At 68.1% G+C, this 5,284-nt stretch carries 5 protein-coding genes; all 5 read left to right on the top strand.

Annotated elements, in window-relative coordinates; genetic code table 11:
• Positions 1 to 749 (top strand): ABC transporter permease (locus tag AC1D12_RS23925; protein WP_477843307.1); only part of this gene is annotated, 749 nt, incomplete at its 5' end.
• Positions 749 to 1,966 (top strand): M20 aminoacylase family protein, encoded by a 1,218-nt coding sequence (locus AC1D12_RS23920; protein WP_156154626.1) that lies wholly within the window; start codon positions 749 to 751, stop codon positions 1,964 to 1,966. The genes AC1D12_RS23925 and AC1D12_RS23920, both read left to right, overlap by 1 nt.
• A 76-nt stretch (positions 1,967 to 2,042) precedes the next feature.
• Positions 2,043 to 3,611: an ABC transporter substrate-binding protein gene (locus AC1D12_RS23915; protein ID WP_047500246.1), complete on the top strand. Its 1,569-nt coding sequence runs from the start codon at positions 2,043 to 2,045 to the stop codon at positions 3,609 to 3,611.
• On the top strand, positions 3,608 to 4,519 hold the full coding sequence (locus tag AC1D12_RS23910; protein ID WP_477843305.1) for an ABC transporter permease: 912 nt from the start codon (positions 3,608 to 3,610) through the stop codon (positions 4,517 to 4,519). Before AC1D12_RS23915 ends, AC1D12_RS23910 begins: the two co-directional genes overlap by 4 nt.
• Before the next feature lie 2 nt (positions 4,520 to 4,521).
• Positions 4,522 to 5,284, top strand: a 763-nt coding sequence (locus AC1D12_RS23905) for an ABC transporter ATP-binding protein (protein WP_477843303.1), incomplete at its 3' end; no start/stop codon positions are given.

The following is a 5,284-nucleotide window of genomic DNA, read 5'->3' as shown; positions in this document are numbered from 1 at the left end:
GCCTGCGCCAGGGCCGCAAGGTCTCGTCGCTGATCGTCGAACGCCTGCCGGCGACGCTCGAGCTGTCGCTGGTGGCAGCCGTCATTGCGCTCGCGGTCGGCATTCCGTTCGGCGTCTATGCCGCGCTGCGCCGTGGCAGCGCGCTGTCGCAGGGCCTGATGACGCTCTCGCTGCTCGGCGTCTCGCTGCCCACKTTCCTGATCGGCATCCTGCTGATCTACGTCTTCGCCGTCACGCTGAAGTGGCTGCCGAGCTTTTCACGCGGCGAGGTGGTCGCCTTCGGTTCGTGGACCTCGGGTTTCTTCACGGTCGACGGCTGGCGCCACCTGATCCTGCCGTCGATCACGCTCGCGGCCTTCCAGTTGACGCTGATCATGCGGCTCGTGCGCTCGGAGATGCTCGAGGTGCTGCGGGCCGACTACATCCGGTTCGCGCGTGCACGCGGCCTGCCGAACCGGGTCGTCTATTTCTCGCATGCGCTGCGCAACACGCTGGTGCCGGTGATCACGATCACCGGGCTGCAGCTGGGCGCGTTGATCGCGTTCGCCATCATCACCGAGCAGGTGTTCCAGTGGCCCGGCATGGGGCTGCTGTTCATCCAGGCCGTCACGTTCGCCGACATCCCGGTGATGGCGGCCTACCTCTGCCTGATCGCGTTGATCTTCGTCGTGATCAACCTGGTCGTCGATCTTCTCTACTTTGCCGTCGACCCGCGCCTGCGCGTCGAGCGCACGGCAGGAGCCCACTGATGATGCGCGAATCTGCCCCCCTGGCCGCGTCGGGTGCCTACCAGCGGCTGGCCGGCTGGCAGCCCGAGTTGATGGCGTTCCGCCGCGACCTGCATGCCCACCCGGAGCTGGGTTTCGAGGAGGTGCGCACCGCCTCCAAGGTGGTCGAGGCGTTGCGCGTGTGCGGCGTCGACGAGGTCCACACCGGCATCGGCAAGACCGGCGTGGTCGGCGTGATCCGCGGCAGCCGCCCGGCTGGTGCGCATGGCGCGAAAGCCATCGGCCTGCGTGCCGACATGGACGCCCTGCCGATGCGCGAAGAGAACGACTTCCCGTGGCGATCTGCCACCCAGGGCCTGATGCACGGCTGCGGCCACGACGGCCACACCGCGATGCTGGTGGGCACGGCGCGCTACCTGGCCCAGACCCGGCAGTTCGCCGGCGACGCGGTGCTGATCTTCCAGCCAGGCGAAGAAGGCTTCGCCGGCGCGAAGGCGATGATCGACGACGGCCTGTTCGACCGCTTCCCGGTCGATTCGGTCTACGCGATGCACAACTGGCCGAGCATGCAGCCCGGCACGATCGGCCTGAACATGGGCGCGATGATGGCGGCCGCCGACCGCATCGAGATCACCGTCAACGGCCGCGGCGGCCACGGTGCGCACCCGTACATGGCGATCGATCCGGTGCTGGTCGCCGCGCACATCATCACCGCGGCGCAAAGCCTGGTGTCGCGCAACGTCAATCCGCTCGACAGCGCCGTCGTGAGCCTGTGCGCGATGCAGGCCGGCGACCTGGGCGCGTTCAGCGTGATCCCCCGCCAGGCGAAGCTGATGGGCACCGTGCGCACGTTCAAGCGCGAAGTGCAGGACCTGATCGAGGAGCGCCTGGGCCGCCTCGCCGAATCGGTCGCGCTCGGTTTCGGCGCGACCGCGAGCCTCGACTACCAGCGCGTCTACCCGGCGACGATCAACACGCCGCGCGAGGCGGCCTTCGCGGCCGATGTCGCAGCGAGCCTGGTCGGCGAGGACAAGGTGGTGCGCGAGCTCGTGCCGAGCATGGGCGCCGAGGATTTCTCGTTCATGCTGCAGGCCCGCCCCGGCGCCTACCTGCGCATCGGGCAGGGCGGCGAGGGCGGCTGCTTCCTGCACAGCACGCGCTACGACTTCAACGACGAGATCCTTCCGCTCGGCAGCGCCCTGCTCGCGACCCTGGTCGAGCGCGCGATGCCGCTGTAGCCGCCTCCACCTGCCGCGGCCGCGCTGCCGGCCGCCGCGCCACCCCGACGTTCGTTCATCCCCCAAGGAGTCCACGATGAAGCTGAAACCCACCCTGCTCGCGGCTGCGCTGTTCCTGTCGTGCGGCATGGCCGGTGCCGTGACCCTGCGCGTCGCCAACCAGGGCGATGCGCAGTCGATGGACCCGCATTCGCTGAACGAGACGCTGCAGCTCACCTTCACCGGCAACGTCTACGAGCCGCTGATCGGCCGCGACAAGAAGCTCGCGCTCGCGCCGATCCTCGCCACCGAATGGAAGCAGACCTCGCCGACGGTGTGGCGCTTCGAGCTGCGCAAGGGCGTGACCTTCCACGATGGCACGCCGTTCAGTGCCGACGACGTGGTGTTCTCGCTGAAGCGCGCGGCCGGCGAGGGCTCCGACATGCAGAGCTACACCTCGCCCTTCAAGGAGGTGCGCAAGGTCGGCCCGCTGACGGTGGAGATCGAGACGCTCGCGCCGTTCCCGATCCTGCCGGACGTGCTGACCAACGTCTTCATGATGAGCAGGAAGTGGTGCGAGGACAACAAGGCCGTGATCCCGGTCGATCGCCGCAAGGGCATCGAGAACACCGCGAGCTTCAAGGCCAACGGCACCGGCCCGTTCCGGCTGAAGGAGCGCCAGCCGTCGGCGCGCACCGTGCTGGTCCGCAACGGCACCTGGTGGGGCAAGGTCGAAGGTAATGTCGACGAGGTGATCTTCACGCCGATCGGCAGCGCTCCCACGCGCGTCGCGGCGCTGCTGTCCGGCGAAGTCGACGTGATCGAGCCGGTGCCGCTGCAGGACATCGATCGCATCAAGTCGTCGCCGAACCTGAAGGTGTCGCAGGGCCCCGAACTCCGCACGATCTTCCTCGGCATGGACCAGAAGCGCGACGAGTTGCAGTTCTCGAGCGTCAAGGGCAGGAACCCGTTCAAGGACAAGCGCGTGCGCCAGGCCTTCTACCAGGCGATCGACATCGAGACGATCAGGAACCGCGTGATGCGCGGTGCATCGCTGCCGTCGGCGCTGATGGTGGGGCCGGGCATCCGCGGCTTCACGCCGGAGCAGAACAAGCGCTTGCCGTATGACGTTGACGCGGCGAAGAAGCTGCTGGCCGAGGCCGGCTACCCGGCCGGCTTCGAGGTCGGCCTGAACTGCCCGAACGACCGCTACGTCAACGATGCCGACATCTGCCAGGCGGTGGCCGCCAACCTCGCGCGCATCGGCGTGAAGGTGAACCTGCAGACCGAGACCAAGAACACCTATTTCCCGAAGATCCTGCGCCGCGACACCAGCTTCTACCTGCTGGGCTGGACGCCGAGCACCTACGACGCCCACAACGCGCTGACCTCGCTGATGGCCACGCCGACCGACAAGGGCCAGGGCCAGTTCAACCTCGGCTCGTACAGCAACCCGAAGGTCGACGAGCTGACGCTGAAGATCCAGAGCGAGACCGACCAGGCGAAGCGCAACGCGATGATCAAGGAGGCGTTCGAGCTGCATGCCAACGACGTCGGCCACATCCCGTTGCACCAGCAGGCGCTCGCCTCGGCGATGAAGAAGAACGTCGACATCGTCCAGCTGCCCGACAACTTCATGCCCTACAAGTGGGTGGTCGTGAAATGAAGCCGGCGCTGCGGAGGTTCTTCGACGGCGACCTCTGGTACAGCTTCCGCCGCTCGCCGACCGCGATGGTGGCGGCGGTCGTCGCCTTCACCTGCATCTTCTGCGCGCTGTTCGCCGAACTGGTCGCGCCGCACAACCCGATGGACCTTGCCACGCTGGAGCTCGCCGACTCGCGGCTGCCGCCGGCCTGGCTGCCCGAAGGCAGCTCGAAATACCTGCTCGGCACCGACGACCAGGGCCGCGACATCCTGTCGGCGCTGATGTACGGCTCGCGCATCTCTCTGCTGGTGGGCGTCGCCTCGGTGCTGGTGTCGCTCGCGGTCGGCGTGTCGCTCGGGCTGCTGGCCGGCTTCGTCGGCGGCAAGACCGATGCCTTCATCATGCGGCTGTGCGACGTGATGCTGTCGTTCCCGTCGATCCTGGTCGCGCTGCTGATCGACGGCATCGGACGGGCGGTGTTCCCGAATGCGCACGAAGGCCTCGCGTTCGCGGTGCTGATCGTCGCGATCTCGCTGACCGGCTGGGTGCAGTACGCGCGCACGGTGCGCGGCTCGACGCTGGTCGAGCGCAACAAGGAGTACGTGCAGGCGGCGCGCGTGATCGGCGTGCCGACGCTGCGCATCATGCGGCGCCACGTGCTGCCCAATGTCACCGGGCCGGTGATGGTGCTGGCGACGATCCAGGTGGCGTCGGCGATCCTGATCGAGGCCACGTTGTCTTTCCTCGGCGTCGGCGTGCCCCCGACCTCGCCGTCGCTCGGCACGCTGATCCGTGTCGGCAACGACCTGCTGTTCTCCGGCGAGTGGTGGATCACGCTCTACCCCGGCGCGATGCTGGTGATGATCGCGCTGAGCGTGAACCTGCTCGGCGACTGGCTGCGCGATGCGTTGAACCCGAAATTGCGCTGACCATGACCGCCTTGCTTGAAGTGAAGAACCTGCGCGTCGAGTTCCCGACGCGGCGCGGCACGCTGGTGGCGCTCGACGACGTCTCGTTCGACATCGCGCCCGGTGAGATCCTCGGCGTGGTCGGCGAATCGGGGGCCGGCAAGTCGCTGACCGGTGCCGCGATCATCGGCCTGCTCGACCCGCCCGGCCGCGTGGYGTCCGGCGAGATCCGCTTCCAGGGCCGGCGCATCGACAACCTGCCGTACGAGCAGATGCGCCGCATGCGCGGCAAGCACATCGGCGCGATCTTCCAGGATCCGCTGACCTCGCTGAATCCGTTGTTCACCGTCGGCCGCCAGCTCGTCGAGACGATCCGGACCCACCTGCCGCTCGATGCGGCGCAGGCACGGCAGCGCGCGATCGAGCTGCTGAAGGAGACCGGCATCCCGGCCGCCGAGGCGCGCATCGACCAGTACCCGCACCAGTTCTCCGGCGGCATGCGCCAGCGCGTGGTGATCGCGCTCGCGCTGGCCGGCAACCCGCAGCTGATCGTCGCCGACGAGCCGACCACCGCGCTGGACGTGTCGATCCAGGCGCAGATCATTTCGCTGCTGAAGCGGCTGTGCAAGGAGCACGGTGCGGCGGTGATGCTGGTCACGCACGACATGGGCGTGATCGCCGAGACCTGCGACCGCGTCGCGGTGATGTACGCCGGCCGCGTGGCCGAGATCGGCCCGGTGAACGACGTGATCCATGCGCCGGCGCACCCCTACACCGCCGGGCTGA

The organism is Rhizobacter sp. P1_G5 (genome assembly GCF_056405435.1).
Note: the sequence above shows the minus strand (reverse complement) of the source record. Positions and strands in the feature narration are given on the sequence as shown.